The sequence below is a fragment of the Peribacillus alkalitolerans genome, assembly GCF_010882125.1.
GTDB classification, from domain to species: domain Bacteria; phylum Bacillota; class Bacilli; order Bacillales; family DSM-1321; genus Bacillus_BN; species Bacillus_BN alkalitolerans.
The window spans coordinates 117,952-134,375 of record NZ_JAAGVZ010000005.1 but is presented as its reverse complement, the minus strand read 5'-3'; the positions used below and the strand labels follow the sequence as shown (position 1 = coordinate 134,375).

Genomic DNA, 16,424 nt, shown 5'->3' with positions numbered 1-16,424 from the left:
AAAAATTAGAATGGCAGGATTGTTTGCATATGAAAAATACGTCAGTAAGAATTATTGAACTCTTAAAAAATGGGAATCTCCAAGATGCAGAATTAAAAATAAAGGGATTAGCAGCTACACATGATTATGAAGAAATATTAATAACGGCAGAAGAAGCAATGGAATTAGGTTTTTATGATCACAGTATTCCACTTTATGAAGCGTTATTAAAAGGATATCCAAATGAAGGAGAATTGATTGTAACCTTAGCTGAATTATATTTGGAGCAGGACAGAGAAGAAGATGCACTGCAATTGCTTAGTCAAGTTAAACAGGATGATGACATGTATGCAAGTGCATTGCTTCTAGAAGCAGATCTTTACCAAATACAAGGATTAAGTGAGGTTGCTGAACAAAAATTAACAAAGGCCAAAATTTCATTGCCTAACGAACCTATTATAGATTTTGCACTTGCTGAACTTTATTACCAAGAAGGCAGATTTGGACGAGCAATTGAAAGTTATAAAAAAGTAAGGGAGAAACACTCAAAACTTGCGGGAGTAAGTATCGATCAGAGGTTAGCCGAATCCTACAGCAACAGTGGTCAGTTTGAAGAAGCACTCCCTTATTATGAATCGGCAATCGAGGATAAGACTGAATTAAATACACTGTTTGAATATGGGTTCACTGCATATCAAGCTGGTTATCCAACAAAAGCGATACAATTATTAACTGAACTAAAAAACATGGACCATGAATTCCATTCATTATATGTGCCTTTGGCAAGTGCCTATGAACAAATGGAGGAATTAGATCAAGCATTGACAACACTCGAGCAAGGAATCAAGGTAGATGAGTTCAATAAAGAATTATTCTTTAAGGCTGGGAAGCTTGCTCTTAAACGCCATAAAAAAGATGATGCTATTGAATACTTAAGGCAAGCTATTGCACTTGATCCAGGATATTTGGAAGCCTCTCTAACATTAATAAAAATTTTTCAGCACGAAGAACAATACGAAGAGGTTGTTGAAACCATTGATTCCATAAGGAAGTACGGGGATGACGACCCTCAATTTGACTGGATGCTGGCAAGCGCTTATCAACATCTGGAGCAATTTTCACAGTCATTAAAGCATTATGAAGAAGCATATAATTTCTTTAAAACTAATCCAGAATTTTTAGAGGATTATGGATATTTTCTATTAGAAGAAGGGAAGTTTGACCAAGCAGGTGAAATATTTAATAAGCTGCTTGAAATGGACCCTTCCAATGAAGAATTTATCCAAGTAGTCGAACGATTGGGCGAAAACTAGGTGGTAAAGAATTAATAAGGACAAGGGAGGGAATTTACCATGACAGCCCCTGTTTCTGTAAACGAGAAAAAGGAATTCATCAGATGGTTTTTAAACCACTACCAGTTGAAACGAAGAGAATGTGTGTGGATCCTAAATTACTTAATGAGCCATGACCAACTAATGAATAAGGTCCATTTTGTCGAGCAGGCACAATATTGTCCAAGAGGTTTAATCATGTCAACCCATTGTGTTGAGGAAGCTCCTTTTCGTTTCTACAAATCGAACATCATGACTACTGATGCAGAAAAATCCTTTCATGACATCCGTTTAAACCGGGAAGAAGAGATTTATATTCAATTAAATTTCCGTTCTTCCTATGCATCCCATCAATATGCTGGTGTTTTAGAAGAAAACCCATACAAACCGAAGATCTCTAAGGCGAATGAAAAAGATAAACTGCTCGCTGAACAATTCCTTGAAACATCATTAGTTAATTATCAACGTGAAAAACTGCTGGAATTGATCGATAAGGCGTTAGATGAGCAAGATGAAGAATCATTTAAGAAACTGACTTCTCAGTTAAATAACTATTTATAAACCATGCGGAAATCGCATGGTTTTTCTTTTTTTAGGCTAATTTCATAAAGTTTATTGCATTTTTAGATTTGGGATGTGTTATAAAGCATGATTTGTTACAATGTATTCTGATGTTTATGTTTATCAATAATAATGGAACCATCCAAAATGAGGTGTAGTTGATGAAGTGGATCGCTCAAGATGTAGATTTATACTCTCAATCAAAGGAATATGTAGATACTGTGTTAATTCCATTGAGCCCATTGTCCTTTGGGGCTCAAATGAAGCAATTTGCTTCCATGCATGAATTTAATACTATTCTTACCAATGAAATCGAAAGACAATTTAAAGGAAGATTATTTTTATTTCCTGCAGCGACATATTTCCCAGATTGGCAAAAAGAAAAAAAAATCGAGTATATTAACGAATGGACAAGCAAATTATCTGTAGATGGCGTAAAACATGTATTTTTCATTACTTCCGACCCTGATTGGAAACAGATTGAGCCTGAGATCAAGGGTACATTAATTTGGTCACCTTATATTCCTATGGAACATGTAGAAGATAAATACAAGCGCTCCATGATGGAGGACCAAGTAAGGCAATTGTTACATATTTTTATCCAAAAATGGCGACAATAATTTCAAAGGTCAATAATGGTATATCACTATAAAACTAAATCTAATTTCTGATGATCACAGATCAACGATTAGCAATTGTTTGGGTCCTTTCATTCAATAGGAATGAGAGTGATTATCAATCGCTTTCATGGTCACATAGTTGCCATCTTTTCTACTTATCAGATTATTGACCTGTTGGACATATTGATATATCATTGTAATGTCTTAGTTTTGTAGTGTAACTATTAATGTCCGTTGGACTCAGCTTAGCGATAGAGGGGGGAAAAATATGAGCAAACATCGAGTATCAAGACGTCAATTCCTGAACTACACATTAACAGGTGTAGGGGGCTTCATGGCTGCAGGTATGTTAATGCCTATGCTTAGATTTGCTGTTGATCCTGTTTTAAAGGCAGGCGGTAAAGCTGACTACATTGCTACTAAATTAAAAATCAGTGATGTGACTGAAGAACCACAACGTGTGGACTTTACAGTTGAAGTAATCGATGCATGGTACAAGTCAGAAGAAACTAGAACTGCTTGGGTTTACAAAGATGGTAATAATATTATCGCTTTATCTCCAGTATGTAAACATTTAGGCTGTACGGTTGACTGGAATGCAGACAAAAGTAATCCAAACAAATTCTTCTGTCCATGTCACTATGGAATGTATGAAAAAGATGGTACAAATGTTCCTGGCACACCGCCACTTGGGCCTTTGGACCGATATGAACATACTGAAAAAGATGGAATTTTATATCTTGGAGCTGTAAAGCCACAGAAGGGGGCGTAATAATTGTTAAACAAGATTTATGATTGGGTTGACGAGCGATTAGATATTACGCCTTTGTGGCGAGATATTGCTGACCATGAAGTACCTGAGCATGTTAACCCTGCACACCATTTCTCAGCATTTGTATATTGCTTCGGTGGGTTGACATTCTTTGTTACTGTAATTCAAGTTCTATCTGGTATGTTCTTGACAATGTACTATGTACCTGATATTAAGAACGCTTGGGAATCCGTTTATTATTTACAAAATCAAGTTGCATTTGGACAAATTGTTCGTGGTATGCATCACTGGGGAGCTAGCTTAGTAATTGTAATGATGTTCCTACATACTTTACGTGTGTTCTTCCAAGGTGCTTACAAAAAACCTCGTGAACTTAACTGGGTTGTTGGGGTATTAATTTTCTTCGTAATGCTTGGACTAGGTTTCACTGGTTACTTATTACCATGGGATATGAAAGCGCTATTTGCGACTAAAGTAGGTCTTCAAATTGCTGAATCTGTTCCATTCATCGGTGGAGCAGTCAAGACATTATTAGCGGGTGATCCACATATCGTTGGTGCCCAAACATTGACACGTTTCTTTGCGATTCACGTATTCTTCTTACCTGCTGCTTTATTCGGATTAATGGCAGCTCACTTTATGATGATTCGTAAGCAAGGTATCTCTGGACCGCTATAAGAAACAATTTTTGAACATTATTTCACCTTTTAAAAAAGGAGGGGGATTGCTCGATGCATCGTGGAAAAGGTATGAAGTTCGTAGGAGACTCCCGTGTTCCTGCTGGACGCAAGCCTAATATTCCGAAAGACTATTCGGAATATCCAGGTAAAACAGAAGCATTCTGGCCTAACTTCCTATTAAAGGAATGGATGGTTGGTGCTGTTTTCCTTGTAGGTTATTTATGTTTGACAGTAGCTCACCCGTCTCCACTTGAGAGAATAGCTGATCCTACTGATACTGGCTATATTCCTTTGCCGGACTGGTATTTCTTATTCTTATACCAATTACTGAAATATACTTATGCTTCTGGTCCGTATAATACAATTGGTGCAATAGTTATGCCAGGTCTTGCTTTTGGTGCATTATTATTGGCTCCTTTCATCGATAAAGGACCACACCGTCGTCCAACTAAGCGTCCAATCGCAGTTGGTATGATGCTTTTAGCTTTAGCAGGTACTATTTATTTGACTTGGGAATCTGTTGCTCACCATGACTGGGAAGCAGCTAAAGCTCAAGGACAAATTGTTAAGGGTGCTGAATTTGATAAAGAGGACCCTGGTTATAAAGCTTATGAAGCTCAAGGTTGTATCAACTGTCATGGAGCTGAATTGACTGGTGGAGCAGCAGCACCATCTCTTGTTGGCACAGGCTTGGCTCCTGAAGATATAGCTAAGATTGCCAAAGAAGGTCAAGGCTCAATGCCAGCTGGTGTCTTTAAAGGTACTGATGATGAATTGAAAGCACTTTCTGATTTCATTTCTGGTCTTGAATAGAGTTAATATTAAGAGCTGACGGTTTCCGTCGGCTTTTTCTTTTTTTTCTTTGATCGATACTTTATAGTAGGAATTAGTAAAGCAAAAAAGTGAGGGAATTGAATGAATTGGATTTATCAATATCTTGGTAATATACATATGATCCGGTTATTGTTAGGAATCAATGTTCTGGGTACTCTTTACGGTTATTATTGGTACAAATCACAGTTGGAAACAACAGCTGCGATCTTTATTCCATTTGTACCTGATAGTCCTACAGCATGTCTTTTTTTTGTAATCGCTTTAATAGGTTTTACATTAAGGAAAAATTGGGGCCTGTTTGAAGCGCTAGCGGTAATTTCATTATTTAAATATGGAATATGGGCTGTGGTTATGAATCTGTTCACTTTAGTAGAAACTGGTAGTTTGCATTGGACAGGCTATATGCTGATTGCTTCTCATTTTGCAATGGCACTTCAAGGTCTCCTGTATGCTCCCTATTACCGGATAAAGCCTTGGCACATTGTGGTGGCAGCGATTTTCACTTTACATAACGAGATGATTGATTATGTTTATGGTCAAATGCCATGGTATGGAGATCTTGCTTATTATATGAGCGGAATCGGTTATTTTACATTCTGGTTGAGTATCCTAGCCATAGGCTTATGCTACATTGCTGCATTCAAAGTGGATAGGAAAAATATTTTTTACTAAATCAATAAAATCTATCAATTAATAGGTCTATACTTTTCCTCTCAATCATAAGTTTTAATAGAACTATGAGGAGGGACAAGTATTATGGTTATTAGAATCCTATTATTCGTTTTAGCACTGGTTTTAGCTCCTATTTCAACAGTATTGGCTCAATCCTCTCCTGACTTGAAAAAATTGGATGAAATTTCAGATGAAGCATTGCAGATGGTAAAGGTAAAAAGATATGAAGAGTCTGAAAGGTTATTGGAATATTTCTCAACTCAGTTTTTAAGCATGACAGTGGAAGCAAAGTTCTTCAGTATGGATGAATTACGTATTATTACGGTGGCACATAATGAAGCTTTGGTCACAGTTCAGGATGAGTCCTTATCTTATGATAAAAAAGTAAATGCTGTAACAAAGCTAAGATTGGTTACAGATGCCGTATATTCAAACCATCAGCCTTTATGGACTGAAATGGAAGGTCAAATCATGAGCACTTTTAATCAGACTAAGATTGCGATGAAGAACAAGGATTCTGATGGCTTCTATAGTTACATCAATCGTTTGCTTAACCAATATGATCTAATCTACCCTAGTTTGAAAGTGGACGTAGCACCTGAGAAAATCCAAAAGCTTGATGCGAGGATGAGTTTTATTGAACAATACAGACCTCAAGTGTTTTCAGATTCTACAAGTCAAAAAGAACTGGAAGCTTTAGAAAAAGATTTAGAATCGATTTTTGACGAGATGACAGAAGATGAAACGGATCCATCTCTATGGTGGGTTATCATTTCTACAGGTAGTATTATTATTTTGACATTATCCTATGTAGGCTGGAGAAAATACAAAGGGGACAAAGAAGAGAAAAAATCAGATAAAGAGCTAAATAATTGACAATCCTTTATGATTTTTTTTACTATTAGAGTAAATACATTATCAGGAGGCAACAATGTTTCTTATTTACTTTGCTATTATCATCCTAGTACCAATAGTTGCACAGCTAATGGTAAGAGGTGCTTACAATAAGTATTCAAAAGTGTCTTCCTCTACTGGGATGACTGGTGCACAAGTAGCACGTAGGATTTTAGATGACAATGGCTTATATCATGTCCATGTAGAAGAGGTAAGGGGATTTTTAAGTGATCATTATGATCCACGCTCAAAAACGGTTCGCCTTTCTTCGAATAACTTCCATAGTCACTCTCTAGCAGCGACTGCTGTGTCTGCCCATGAAGTTGGTCATGCCATTCAAGATCAACAAGACTATGCTTTCCTTCGTTTCAGGCATGCGCTTGTACCAGTGGCAAGTATCGGTTCAAACTTTGCATGGATTTTCATCCTAATCGGGATTTTTGCATCTCTTTCTGGGATGATCCTATTAGGCATTATCATGATGGCTGCAGCAGTGGTATTCCAGATTGTGACACTCCCTGTTGAATTCAATGCTTCAAATCGTGCGATGGATCAAGTCGTTTCCTTAGGAATCATTCGTAATGATGAAGAAAGAGAAACGAAAAAGGTCTTAAATGCAGCAGCAATGACCTATGTAGCTGCAGCAGCAGTGGCAGTACTTGAATTAGTACGTCTAATCCTGATTTACACAGGGATGACAAGAGACGAATAAACCAATACTAAAAGTCGATTAGTGTCGTTGATGACCTAAATCGGCTTTTTTATTTTGAAAATTTATTCCGAAGTAAATCTTGCCATTCTTTTCAAATGTAGAAGTGACTGAGAAAGTAAGTAGCCAAAAAAATAAACACACCTGATAACAGGTGTGCCTATTTTTTATCGTTCAATTGGATTCTTGTTTTCATCTAATGTAAACCCTTCTCCAAGCACGTCGTGAACGATGCTTACAGATACAAAGGCATGTGGATCAACAGAGGTGATCGAATTTTTCAAACGGACAATTTCGTTTTTTCCTACAACGCAATAAAGAACTTCTCGTTCATTCTTTGTAAAAGAGCCATAACCTTTTAGTACGGTGACTCCACGTTCTAAATCCTTCATAATTTTAGCGGCAATTTCATCATTTTTATCACTGATGATCATCGCGCCTCTCGCAGAATAAGCACCCTCCTGCATGAAGTCAATCACTCTTGCTCCGATAAATACTGCAATTAGCGTATACATACCTTCTTTATAATTTAAGTAGGTAAGCAATGAGGCAACAATGACAATCGCATCAAATAGGAACATTGTTCGGCCCATGCTCCAACCAATATATCGATGTGCTAAACGGGCAATGATATCAACCCCACCTGTAGTACCTCCATATCGGAAGATGATACCTAATCCTACCCCGATGAAACCACCTGCGAACAATGCGACGAGCATTAAATCATCGTCCAGGTCAATGATGATTTGATATCTTTCAAATATCCATAACCAAATAGATAACCCAACTGTACCAATAATGGTATAGATGAAAGAAACTCTTCCAAGGAACTTCCACCCTATTAGAAACAATGGGATATTCAATATTAAGTTAGTATAAGAAGGTTTGATGGAAAACAATTGATACAAAATCAGAGTAATCCCAGTGAAGCCACCTTCAGCTAAATGATTTTGCATATTAAAATGCACTAAACCAAAGGCAAAAATCATTGCACCAAATAAAATAAACAAAATATTTTTAAACTTAAGTCCTAAAAACATAAATAGCCTCCACTTTCTATTATTGTAGAAAAAAGCTTTGGCGGTTTAACCGATAAGCTCAATGCTCATAATTATAATGGAAGAATTGAGTCATCAGCAACCCGTTTCTAGTATATTTTTCCGCTATACACCATATTTCATCCCTTCATGATCCACTATTCATGAAGAGTAAAAATATTTGTCAATATGAAGAGTTTTAGCTAACATGAAATAGTGATTGAATCGTAATTATTCATAAAGGGAAAGAGTGGTACTATGTCAGAACAAAAAACGATGCAACAGCTACAAGCTGAAGTGGATGAATACATAAGTCAATTCAAAGAAGGTTATTTCAGCCCATTGTCAATGCTTGCTAGAATGACAGAGGAGATTGGTGAACTGGCGAGGGAAATTAATCATCATTATGGAGAAAAGCCGAAAAAAGAAAGTGAAGACGCAAAAGAAATAAAAGAAGAGATGGGAGACTTGCTATTCGTTTTAATTTGTTTTGCTAATTCATTAGGAATAGACTTACAGGATGCACATGATGTAGTTATGAAAAAATTTAATGTGCGTGATAAAGATAGATGGACACGAATAGAAGGGGGAAATCAGAATGGGGTCAATTAAAATCGTTATTGCTGGTCCAAGAGGTAGAATGGGGCAAGAAGCTGTTAAAATGGTCCATCAAACAGATGGATTTGAATTAGTGGGGGTCATTGATCGAAAAAAAGAATTTGGTAACTTAAGTGAACTAGAAGGGTTTACTTCAATCTCTGCACCGATATTCGTTGATATGGAAGAATGTCTAGTTGAAACAAAGCCCGATGTTCTAATTGATTTAACTTCACCAGAAACAGGAATGGTCCATACGCGATTAGCCCTAAATCATGGTGTAAGACCTGTAGTGGGAACGACTGGGTTCTCGAATGAAGACCTGCAAGAATTGGAACAACTATGTGAAAAGACAGGCAAAGGATGCATTATTGCACCGAATTTTGCAGTTGGGGCTATCTTAATGATGAAGTTTTCTCAAATGGCGGTAAAATATTTTGAAGATGTTGAAATCATTGAATTACATCATGATCAGAAATTAGACGCTCCATCTGGAACGGCCATTAAAACAGCAGACATGATATCAAAAATAAGACCAACAAAAGTCCAAGGTCACCATAATGAGAAAGAGACCCATCCTGGTGCGCGGGGGGCTAATTTCGATGGCATGAGAATTCATAGTGTAAGGCTACCGGGATTGATTGCACATCAGCAAGTGATGTTTGGGGCAGATGGGCAAACGCTATCGATCCGTCATGATTCCTATAATCGTGCCTCTTTCATGTCAGGAGTTAAACTAGCAGTAGAACAGGTTATGAAGCTGGATGTTCTAGTATATGGTTTAGAAAATATCCTTGAATAGGGGGTCATGTGAATGAATATAGCATTAATAGCGCACGACCGAAAAAAAGAAGATTTGATTACCTTCGTAACTGCATATAAAGGTACATTTGAGAAGCATACATTATTTGCAACAGGTACAACAGGGTTGAAGTTAAAAGAAGCAACAGGACTAGACATACATCGCTTTCAATCAGGTCCCTTTGGTGGTGACCAGGAGATAGGAGCCTATGTAGCGAATAATAAAATGGATTTGGTTATTTTCTTCCGAGATCCGCTTACTGCACAGCCACACGAGCCTGATGTTACTGCACTCATTAGATTATGTGATGTGTATGCTGTTCCATTGGCAACGAATATGGGAACAGCTGAAGTATTGATTCATGGTCTTTCAAGAGGAGACTTTAACTGGAGAAATAATGTAAGGAATAAAGGTGGAACTAAATGAGTTCGGTAGGCATTGATATTCTTTGTTTTGGCGCACATGCAGATGATGTCGAGATTGGGATGGGTGGAACGATCGCTAAATACGCCAGAATGGGGAAAAAAATCGTCATTTGCGATCTCACCGAAGCGGAACTTTCATCAAATGGAACTGTTTTCCTAAGGAAAGAAGAAGCGAATAGAGCTGGTGAAATAATAGGGATTACTGAGCGAATGACTTTAGGATTGCCAGATAGAGGGCTATACTTGACTGAAGAGGCTGTAAAAAAAATCGTTCGTGTAATAAGGACTTATAAGCCAAAATTAGTTTTTGCCCCATATATGATCGATCGACACCCTGACCATGGGAACTGTGCTAGATTGGTTGAGGAAGCGTATTTTTCTGCAGGAATCCAAAAGTTTGATCAGGACAGTGATTTACCTTGGCATAAGTCTTATAGAATGTATTATTACATGATTAATGGATTCCACAAACCTGATTTTATAGTGGATATTTCAAGTGATATGAAAAATAAGATTGAGGCACTAAAGGCATATGAAAGTCAGTTCGTAAAATCTGATAAGACAATCGACACCCCTTTGGTTAATGGATATATAGAGTCAGTTGAAGCAAGGGAACGTTTATATGGAAAAGAAGTAGGGGTCCAATATGCAGAAGGGTTTATGACGAAGACTCCAATACTTTTGGCAAATGATTTATTAGGAGATACATAATGAAACTAAAAATAGGTATTACTTGTTATCCGACAGTAGGTGGATCGGGAGTAGTGGCAACAGAACTTGGAAAACTACTTGCTGAAAGAGGGCATGAGATTCATTTTATTTCAACCAGCATGCCTTTTCGATTAAAAAAGATGTATCCAAATATCTTTTACCACCAAGTCGAAGTCAATCAATACTCCGTTTTTCAATATCCACCATATGATTTAGCTCTTGCTAGTAAAATGGCTGATGTAGCAAAAAGAGAGAAATTGGACATTCTTCATGTTCATTATGCTATCCCACATGCAGTATGTGCAATTTTAGCTAAACAGATGTTGAATAACGACTTGAAAATCATAACTACCCTACATGGTACAGATATTACGGTATTAGGATATGACCCATCACTCTCAGAATTAATTAAATATGGAATCGAAAAATCGGATGTAGTTACAGCAGTATCCAATTCTCTGGTTCAACAAACTAAAGAGCTTTTGAATCCGGATAAGGATATACACACGGTCTATAACTTTATAGATGAACGAGTCTATAAAAAAAGAGAATCCTCCCATTTGCGAGAAGAGTTTGGAATCAAGCCAGATGAAAAAATCATCATACATGTATCTAATTTTAGAGCTGTAAAACGCGTTCAAGATGTAGTGAAAGCTTTTTCAATGATTGCAAAGAATATTCCAAGTAAACTACTTCTCGTTGGTGACGGGCCAGAAATTACGATAGTTTGCAAACTAGTGAAAGAATTAGGTCTAGAGAACCATGTTCTATTTCTTGGGAAACAGGACAATCTAGAAGAGCTTTACTCAATTAGTGATTTGATGCTCCTGTTATCACAAAAAGAAAGTTTTGGACTTGTCCTCTTAGAAGCGATGGCCTGTGGTGTACCTTGTATTGGAACGAATATTGGGGGAATTCCTGAAGTCATTCAAGAAGGCAAGACTGGATTTTTGTGTGAGCTTGGGGATTATCAATCCGTTGCAGAAAAGGCGATTTTCTTATTAAATGACCCAATAATGCATAAAAAATTCTCAGATGCAGCCATTGAGACTGTCCTTACTAGATTCAAATCAGAGGTCATAACGGAGCAATATGAAACTATATACTTTGATTTACTTAAAGACTGAAGGGTAGGAAAATCAATTTGATGGATCCACTATTTATTAAGGCGATTCCAATCCTCAAGACGATTGAAAATGCAGGTTATGAAGCATATTTTGTAGGCGGTTCGGTGCGTGATTCATTATTGGGAAGACCGATTCATGATGTAGATATTGCTACATCTGCAACGCCAGATCAAGTCAAAAAGTTATTTTCCAAAACGATTGATGTAGGCATCATGCATGGGACGGTCCTTGTAGTATGGCAAGAAGATTCATATGAAATCACGACTTTCAGGACTGAAACAGGATACAGTGACTTTAGGCGTCCAGATCAAGTTGATTTTGTTACGTCACTTTCAAAAGATTTACAAAGACGTGATTTCACGGTTAATGCCATCGCCATGAATAGCAATGGGATGATTATTGATCCATTTGGTGGACAAGAAGACTTGCAAAAGAAGAGATTAAGAACCGTTGGGTTAGCAGATGAAAGGTTTAAAGAAGATGCATTGCGAATGATGAGGGCCGTTAGGTTCGTTGGTGCCTTGGGTTTTACTTTGGATCAAGAAGCACTTTCATCAATGAAAAAAAATGTATCCTTGTTGGCCAACATCTCGATTGAACGTAAGACAGTGGAATTTGAAAAGCTATTGGATAGTAAGTATGCTGATAAAGGTATGAAGCTTTTAATTGAAGCAGGTATCCATCAGCAATTACCTGGATTGAAAAATGAAGAGGAAGCACTCAAAGCTTATGTTGAATATAATCAAAAATCGTTTTTATCATTAGAATCTAAATGGTCACTGTTAATGTATCTTGTCCATAATGATCAGCCAGTAGAAGTGTTAGTCCAATGGAAATTACCTAACAAAAAAATAAAAGTAATTTTGCATATTTGTTCTCATTTAAAGCAACAAATAACTTGGTCTAATAAGATACTTTTGGAAACAGGTATAGATATTGCAATCCAAGTTGAGGCAGTTAGGGCCGTTCTGTCAGAAAGCCCAATCAAAAATGCTGAAGATAACCTAATGAAGAAGTGGGAAGAACTCCCATTGAAAAACAAGAAGGATCTAAAAGTAAGTGGTAATGATTTAATGGAATGGTCTGGCAGAAGTAGAGGCATATGGATCAAGGAAGGTTTGGAAGGAATTATGGAAGCAATTTTGCAAGGGGAAGTGGATAATTCTCTGGCATCAATAAAAAGGTGGTGGGAATCATGCAATCAGAAATAAGAAACAAGCTGCTAGATGCATTTTCAAAACAAGCTGGTGATTTCGTTTCAGGACAACAGGTTGCAGACTATCTAGGATGTTCGAGGACTGCAGTCTGGAAGCATATTGAAGAATTGAAAAAGGATGGCTATGAGGTGGAAGCAGTCAGGAAGAAGGGATATCGCATTCTAGGTACCCCTGGAAAAGTAAGTGAAAGTGAAATTAGGATGGGATTAAAAACGAAAACGATGGGACAAGCCATTTCGTACTTTGAAACCATTGATTCAACTCAAAAGGTTGCCCATATGTTGGCAAATGAAGGGGCCGACGAGGGAACAATCGTCATAGCCGAAGAACAGATTCAAGGTAAAGGTAGAATGGCGAGGAATTGGCATTCACCCAAATATACTGGAGTATGGATGAGCACTATTCTAAAACCTAATATTCCTTTGCAGCGTGCACCACAGTTGACGCTCCTAGCAGCTGTTGCAGTAGTTCAAGCGATAGAAGAAATTACAGATTTATCGCCTTTAATTAAATGGCCCAATGATATCCTAGTGAACGGAAAAAAAATTACTGGTATACTTACCGAAATGCAAGCTGAAAGCGATAAAATTAATTCAATCATTCTAGGGATTGGAATAAATGTGAACCAGAAAAGAGAAGATTTTCCTGAAGAGTTACAGGAAAAAGCATCTTCCATATATATAGAAACTGGAAAAGAACATTCTAGGGCCCTAATAGTTCAAACCGTTTTGGAAAAGCTCGAAGCCCTTTACAACTTATATTTAACTAAAGGGTTTATGCCTATTAAACTACTTTGGGAAAGTTATGCCATCAGCATTGGAACTGAAATCATTGCGACCACCTTACACCAAGTCATTAAAGGGAAAGCAATCGGGATAACCGATGAAGGCGTCCTTTTACTCCAGGATGATGAAGGTGAAATTCATTCCATTTATTCTGCGGATATCCATCTTTCCTCATAATGTAGAATTTCCTATTCATGTACAAATAATATTAGCTTACTTTTTATTTATTTTGTTATAATGTATTTGGGCAGTATCATTTGAACTGCACCTGATAAATACTAACAAAAAAATAGATTCTGCCTAGATCCATGTATGGACGGGGACAGAGGGATGAAACTTTTCTTTTAAACGACGGGATCCTTCTGCATTTTAGAAGGATTTTTTTTCGCCATCAAACGTTTCGTCTCCTCGTAAAAAAGGAGGAAGAAAGATGAAGCTTTCCAGTCATTTTTTTAAGATGAAGGAACAAAGAGAAAAGATTGTAATGCTTACCGCTTATGATTATCCATCCGCAAAGCTTGCTGAAGCGGCTGGCGTGGACATGATTTTAGTCGGCGATTCGTTAGGTATGGTCGTATTAGGATATGATTCAACTATTCCAGTAACGGTCGAGGATATGGTCCACCATACGAAAGCAGTGAAAAGAGGGGCACAAAATACCTTTATTGTTACAGATATGCCTTTTATGAGTTATCACTTATCCATTGATGAGACCTTGCGTAATGCTGCTAGAATCATACAAGAAAGTGGTGCAGATGCAGTGAAGGTCGAAGGAGCCGATGAAGTACTTTATAAAATAGCTGCCATGACAAAAGCTGGAATACCTGTCGTTGCCCATTTAGGTTTGACTCCTCAGTCGGTTGGGGTTTTAGGTGGATACAAGGTTCAAGGGAAAAGTGCTGACGACGCAAAAAAACTGATAGAGGATGCAAAAAAATGTCAAGAAGCAGGTGCGATGGCTCTTGTACTTGAATGTGTACCTTATCAAGTCGCAGCAATTATTTCACAGGAACTGGACATTCCTACAATTGGCATTGGAGCCGGAATTGGTACGGATGGACAGGTTTTAGTTTACCATGATGTCGTCAAATATGGTGTGGATCGTGTTCCAAAGTTTGTAAAAACATATGGCAATAGCAATGATGAAATCTACAATGCGCTCTCAGCTTATGTTAAAGATGTAAAAGACCTTTCTTTTCCTGAAGAGAAGCACTCTTTTACAATGAAAGACGAAGATCTTTCATCTTTATATGGAGGAAAATAATGAAAATTATTGCGAATGCACTTGAAATGCAAAACATCATACAAAGACACAAATCTGATGGGAAAACGGTTGGATTTGTACCTACGATGGGGTTTCTGCATGAAGGTCATAAAAGCTTACTTCAAGAGGCAAGGAAACACCATGATATTGTAGCTTTAAGCATTTTTGTAAATCCTTTGCAATTCGGACCAAATGAGGATTTTGACACGTATCCCCGCGATATGAAACGGGATGAAACCATTGCTTCTGAAATGGGAGTCGATATCATTTTTTATCCAACAGTTAACGAAATGTACGGAGATGAGTTGACTGTTAGTGTGAAGGTAACAAATCGTACTGATGCCTTATGTGGTCGAAAAAGACCTGGGCATTTTGACGGAGTAGCGACTGTACTGACAAAGCTATTCAATATAGTATTGCCAGATGAAGCATTCTTTGGATTAAAGGACGCTCAGCAAGTTGCAATCGTCCAAGGTCTTGTAGACGATTTTAATTTTCCAGTAAAAATTGTTCCAGTTTCGACAGTTCGTGAAGAAGATGGTCTTGCAAAAAGCTCTAGAAATGTGTATTTATTAGAAGAAGAGCGTAAGCAAGCACCTGAACTATACCGTAGTCTTCTTATGGCTAAAAAGTCAATTGAAGAAGGTGTAATTGAGCCTTCTGTAATAGTGAGCTTTATTGAAGGTCATATCAAGGAAACGACTAACGGTTTAATTGATTATGTCGAGGTTTACTCGTACCCACAATTAAAACCATTAGAGCAATTATCCGGGAAAATCATTATCGCTATAGCTGTGAAATTTTCAAAAGCTAGATTAATTGATAATATCATTTTAGATGTATAAGGTTATGTAGTAAAAAATACATGCTTGAAAAGCAAGACATAAAAAGCTGATCGGACAAACAGGGGGAATACAACATGTTTAGAACGATGATGAACGGAAAAATCCATCGAGCACGAGTAACAGAAGCTAATTTGAATTACGTTGGAAGCATTACGATTGATCAAGATATTTTAGATACGGTTGATATGTTGCCAAATGAAAAGGTTAGCATCGTTAATAATAATAATGGGGCTCGTTTTGAAACATATATTATTGCTGGGGAAAGAGGAAGTGGAGTGGTATGCCTAAACGGTGCAGCTGCTCGTTTAGTCCAACCAGATGATGTTGTCATTATCATTTCATACACTATGGTGCCAGAAGAAAACGTAAGACAACATAAGCCTAAAGTGGCAATTATGGATGAAAATAATCGTATTACTCAAATGATTGATTATGAGCCTGAGGCTACAGTTCTAGTATAAACATAAACCTTGCCCATTAATTTGGGCAAGGTTTATGTTTTTTAAACAAATTTTATTTATTTTGGAAAATACTATAGAATGTATATAGTATTTTTGAATTT

General features: G+C 37.3%; 20 protein-coding genes. 19 read left to right on the top strand and 1 reads right to left on the bottom strand.

From position 1 onward, the window contains the following. Window positions 1-29: 29 nt before the first annotated feature. From G3O09_RS08080 to G3O09_RS08040, 9 genes are all read left to right on the top strand, one after another. Window positions 30-1,292: a tetratricopeptide repeat protein gene (locus tag G3O09_RS08080; protein ID WP_163100987.1), complete on the top strand. Its 1,263-nt coding sequence runs from the start codon at window positions 30-32 to the stop codon at window positions 1,290-1,292. Window positions 1,293-1,331: 39 nt separating this feature from the next. Next, window positions 1,332-1,871, top strand: coding sequence for a ReoY family proteolytic degradation factor (locus G3O09_RS08075; RefSeq protein ID WP_163100986.1), 540 nt, complete (start codon window positions 1,332-1,334; stop codon window positions 1,869-1,871). A gap of 161 nt (window positions 1,872-2,032) precedes the next feature. Then, window positions 2,033-2,491, top strand: a complete 459-nt coding sequence (locus tag G3O09_RS08070) for a YpiF family protein (protein ID WP_163101116.1) — start codon at window positions 2,033-2,035, stop codon at window positions 2,489-2,491. 268 nt (window positions 2,492-2,759) lie between these two features. Further along, window positions 2,760-3,263, top strand: coding sequence for a QcrA and Rieske domain-containing protein (locus G3O09_RS08065; protein WP_163100985.1), 504 nt, complete (start codon window positions 2,760-2,762; stop codon window positions 3,261-3,263). 3 nt (window positions 3,264-3,266) lie between these two features. Next, on the top strand, window positions 3,267-3,941 hold the full coding sequence (qcrB, locus tag G3O09_RS08060; protein ID WP_163100984.1) for a menaquinol-cytochrome c reductase cytochrome b subunit: 675 nt from the start codon (window positions 3,267-3,269) through the stop codon (window positions 3,939-3,941). Window positions 3,942-3,994: 53 nt separating this feature from the next. Then, the gene (locus G3O09_RS08055) at window positions 3,995-4,756 is read left to right on the top strand and encodes a menaquinol-cytochrome c reductase cytochrome b/c subunit (protein ID WP_163100983.1); all 762 of its coding nucleotides are present in this window, start codon (window positions 3,995-3,997) and stop codon (window positions 4,754-4,756) included. Between the two features lie 102 nt (window positions 4,757-4,858). Further along, a complete protein-coding gene (lhaT, locus tag G3O09_RS08050; RefSeq protein ID WP_163100982.1) occupies window positions 4,859-5,449 on the top strand; it encodes a lipoprotein heptaprenylglyceryl N-acetyltransferase LhaT in 591 nt (196 codons plus the stop codon). A gap of 84 nt (window positions 5,450-5,533) precedes the next feature. Then, window positions 5,534-6,325, top strand: coding sequence for a sporulation protein YpjB (gene ypjB, locus G3O09_RS08045; protein ID WP_163100981.1), 792 nt, complete (start codon window positions 5,534-5,536; stop codon window positions 6,323-6,325). A 55-nt stretch (window positions 6,326-6,380) separates the two neighbouring features. After that, entirely contained in the window at window positions 6,381-7,055 is a 675-nt protein-coding gene (locus G3O09_RS08040) for a zinc metallopeptidase (protein ID WP_163100980.1), read from the top strand. A 164-nt stretch (window positions 7,056-7,219) separates the two neighbouring features. Here the strand turns inward: G3O09_RS08040 and G3O09_RS08035 are convergent, their stop codons facing one another. Next, complete coding sequence (locus tag G3O09_RS08035; protein WP_163100979.1) at window positions 7,220-8,092, bottom strand: YitT family protein; 873 nt, start codon at window positions 8,090-8,092, stop codon at window positions 7,220-7,222. A 255-nt stretch (window positions 8,093-8,347) separates the two neighbouring features. Between G3O09_RS08035 and G3O09_RS08030 the strand changes: the two genes are divergently transcribed. The 10 genes from G3O09_RS08030 (at window position 8,348) to panD (ending at window position 16,323) form a co-directional block, all read left to right on the top strand. After that, on the top strand, window positions 8,348-8,701 hold the full coding sequence (locus tag G3O09_RS08030) for a nucleotide pyrophosphohydrolase (RefSeq protein ID WP_163100978.1): 354 nt from the start codon (window positions 8,348-8,350) through the stop codon (window positions 8,699-8,701). Next, a complete protein-coding gene (gene dapB, locus G3O09_RS08025; RefSeq protein ID WP_163100977.1) occupies window positions 8,688-9,488 on the top strand; it encodes a 4-hydroxy-tetrahydrodipicolinate reductase in 801 nt (266 codons plus the stop codon). The genes G3O09_RS08030 and dapB overlap by 14 nt, the downstream gene beginning before the upstream one ends. 12 nt (window positions 9,489-9,500) lie before the next feature. Beyond that, the gene (mgsA, locus tag G3O09_RS08020; protein ID WP_163100976.1) at window positions 9,501-9,914 is read left to right on the top strand and encodes a methylglyoxal synthase; all 414 of its coding nucleotides are present in this window, start codon (window positions 9,501-9,503) and stop codon (window positions 9,912-9,914) included. After that, window positions 9,911-10,624, top strand: coding sequence for a bacillithiol biosynthesis deacetylase BshB1 (gene bshB1, locus G3O09_RS08015; protein ID WP_163100975.1), 714 nt, complete (start codon window positions 9,911-9,913; stop codon window positions 10,622-10,624). Before mgsA ends, bshB1 begins: the two co-directional genes overlap by 4 nt. Beyond that, the gene (gene bshA, locus G3O09_RS08010) at window positions 10,624-11,751 is read left to right on the top strand and encodes an N-acetyl-alpha-D-glucosaminyl L-malate synthase BshA (protein ID WP_163100974.1); all 1,128 of its coding nucleotides are present in this window, start codon (window positions 10,624-10,626) and stop codon (window positions 11,749-11,751) included. Before bshB1 ends, bshA begins: the two co-directional genes overlap by 1 nt. Window positions 11,752-11,771: 20 nt before the next feature. After that, window positions 11,772-12,962: a CCA tRNA nucleotidyltransferase gene (locus tag G3O09_RS08005; RefSeq protein WP_163100973.1), complete on the top strand. Its 1,191-nt coding sequence runs from the start codon at window positions 11,772-11,774 to the stop codon at window positions 12,960-12,962. After that, a complete protein-coding gene (locus G3O09_RS08000) occupies window positions 12,947-13,930 on the top strand; it encodes a biotin--[acetyl-CoA-carboxylase] ligase (RefSeq protein ID WP_163100972.1) in 984 nt (327 codons plus the stop codon). The genes G3O09_RS08005 and G3O09_RS08000 overlap by 16 nt, the downstream gene beginning before the upstream one ends. Before the next feature lie 253 nt (window positions 13,931-14,183). Further along, entirely contained in the window at window positions 14,184-15,017 is an 834-nt protein-coding gene (gene panB / locus G3O09_RS07995) for a 3-methyl-2-oxobutanoate hydroxymethyltransferase (protein WP_163100971.1), read from the top strand. Then, complete coding sequence (gene panC / locus G3O09_RS07990; RefSeq protein ID WP_163100970.1) at window positions 15,017-15,862, top strand: pantoate--beta-alanine ligase; 846 nt, start codon at window positions 15,017-15,019, stop codon at window positions 15,860-15,862. The genes panB and panC overlap by 1 nt, the downstream gene beginning before the upstream one ends. Window positions 15,863-15,936: 74 nt before the next feature. Then, window positions 15,937-16,323, top strand: a complete 387-nt coding sequence (gene panD, locus G3O09_RS07985; protein WP_163100969.1) for an aspartate 1-decarboxylase — start codon at window positions 15,937-15,939, stop codon at window positions 16,321-16,323. The last annotated feature ends 101 nt before the right edge of the window (window positions 16,324-16,424 follow it).

Excerpts from the sequence above, each read along its gene's own strand:
- panD (WP_163100969.1), top strand. The coding sequence starts at position 15,937 with ATGTTTAGAACGATGATGAACGGAAAAATCCATCGAGCACGAGTAACA.
- G3O09_RS08075 (WP_163100986.1), top strand. The coding sequence starts at position 1,332 with ATGACAGCCCCTGTTTCTGTAAACGAGAAAAAGGAATTCATCAGATGG.
- bshA (WP_163100974.1), top strand. The coding sequence starts at position 10,624 with ATGAAACTAAAAATAGGTATTACTTGTTATCCGACAGTAGGTGGATCG.
- panB (WP_163100971.1), top strand. The coding sequence starts at position 14,184 with ATGAAGCTTTCCAGTCATTTTTTTAAGATGAAGGAACAAAGAGAAAAG.
- G3O09_RS08065 (WP_163100985.1), top strand. The coding sequence starts at position 2,760 with ATGAGCAAACATCGAGTATCAAGACGTCAATTCCTGAACTACACATTA.
- bshB1 (WP_163100975.1), top strand. The coding sequence starts at position 9,911 with ATGAGTTCGGTAGGCATTGATATTCTTTGTTTTGGCGCACATGCAGAT.
- G3O09_RS08030 (WP_163100978.1), top strand. The coding sequence starts at position 8,348 with ATGTCAGAACAAAAAACGATGCAACAGCTACAAGCTGAAGTGGATGAA.
- G3O09_RS08070 (WP_163101116.1), top strand. The coding sequence starts at position 2,033 with ATGAAGTGGATCGCTCAAGATGTAGATTTATACTCTCAATCAAAGGAA.
- ypjB (WP_163100981.1), top strand. The coding sequence starts at position 5,534 with ATGGTTATTAGAATCCTATTATTCGTTTTAGCACTGGTTTTAGCTCCT.
- lhaT (WP_163100982.1), top strand. The coding sequence starts at position 4,859 with ATGAATTGGATTTATCAATATCTTGGTAATATACATATGATCCGGTTA.
- G3O09_RS08040 (WP_163100980.1), top strand. The coding sequence starts at position 6,381 with ATGTTTCTTATTTACTTTGCTATTATCATCCTAGTACCAATAGTTGCA.
- mgsA (WP_163100976.1), top strand. The coding sequence starts at position 9,501 with ATGAATATAGCATTAATAGCGCACGACCGAAAAAAAGAAGATTTGATT.
- G3O09_RS08035 (WP_163100979.1), bottom strand. The coding sequence starts at position 8,092 with ATGTTTTTAGGACTTAAGTTTAAAAATATTTTGTTTATTTTATTTGGT.
- G3O09_RS08080 (WP_163100987.1), top strand. The coding sequence starts at position 30 with ATGAAAAATACGTCAGTAAGAATTATTGAACTCTTAAAAAATGGGAAT.
- dapB (WP_163100977.1), top strand. The coding sequence starts at position 8,688 with ATGGGGTCAATTAAAATCGTTATTGCTGGTCCAAGAGGTAGAATGGGG.
- G3O09_RS08005 (WP_163100973.1), top strand. The coding sequence starts at position 11,772 with ATGGATCCACTATTTATTAAGGCGATTCCAATCCTCAAGACGATTGAA.
- G3O09_RS08000 (WP_163100972.1), top strand. The coding sequence starts at position 12,947 with ATGCAATCAGAAATAAGAAACAAGCTGCTAGATGCATTTTCAAAACAA.
- panC (WP_163100970.1), top strand. The coding sequence starts at position 15,017 with ATGAAAATTATTGCGAATGCACTTGAAATGCAAAACATCATACAAAGA.
- G3O09_RS08055 (WP_163100983.1), top strand. The coding sequence starts at position 3,995 with ATGCATCGTGGAAAAGGTATGAAGTTCGTAGGAGACTCCCGTGTTCCT.